Origin of the sequence: Mycobacterium helveticum, from assembly GCF_007714205.1 — a bacterium.
Taxonomy (GTDB): Bacteria; Actinomycetota; Actinomycetes; order Mycobacteriales; family Mycobacteriaceae; genus Mycobacterium; species Mycobacterium helveticum.
On sequence record NZ_VMQU01000336.1, the window covers coordinates 1 to 692 of the forward strand.

The 692-nt window shown below is 73.8% G+C and carries 1 protein-coding gene; it reads right to left on the reverse strand.

Translation table 11 applies throughout. The features are described from left to right. Window positions 1-692: sensor domain-containing protein (locus FPZ47_RS27800; RefSeq protein ID WP_145039826.1), on the reverse strand; the 692-nt coding region annotated here is incomplete at both ends.

Genomic DNA, 692 nt, shown 5'->3' on the forward strand with positions numbered 1-692 from the left:
ATGCTCACGGCCGACTGGCGGGGGACGTGGCCGTCGGTCGTTCCGCTGCAGGACACGTACAGGTCGACGACCACGTTGGACCTGGCCGCGATCGCGCGCACGGAGCGCACCTGCAGCCCGCGCGGCGCGAGGTCCAGGGTGGTGATGCCGTTCCCGGCGTCGGCGGGTTCGCCCAGCGAAAACGGGATCGCCTCACCGCCGGGGACGGTGACCGCGACGGTGGAGCCGCCGCAGTCGCGCCACCCGGACAGCAGCTTGTCCAGCTGTGACCGGGCCGCGGGCGGATCGCGGAAGGCCGCGACCGCCTGGATCACCTGAGTCGACTTGAGGAAGCTGCGCGTGTCGGAGAACTCCGCCGCGCGGTACCCGAAGATGGCGCCGGCGGTGTAGGCGTCCGGGGTCCCCGGCGCGATGCTCCCCCAGCACTGCGGGCGGTCGATGGTTCCCTCCCGGTCGGAGCGGGCCGGATGGTCCCACGTCTGGCCGGCCGCGAGGTTCTGGTCGTCGGTGATGTTCCGCAGGTCGCTCAGCCCGGGCAGCAGCGTGCCCACGGCGCCCGGCGCCACCGTGGGCGCCGGCTCGGCCGTGGTGGCGGGGGCGCCGGGCGCCGGGGTGTGGCTGGATGTGGAGGCGGCCAGCGTCGCCCACGCGATCAGCGCGAACACCGCCAGCATCACGAAGGTGTACGACAG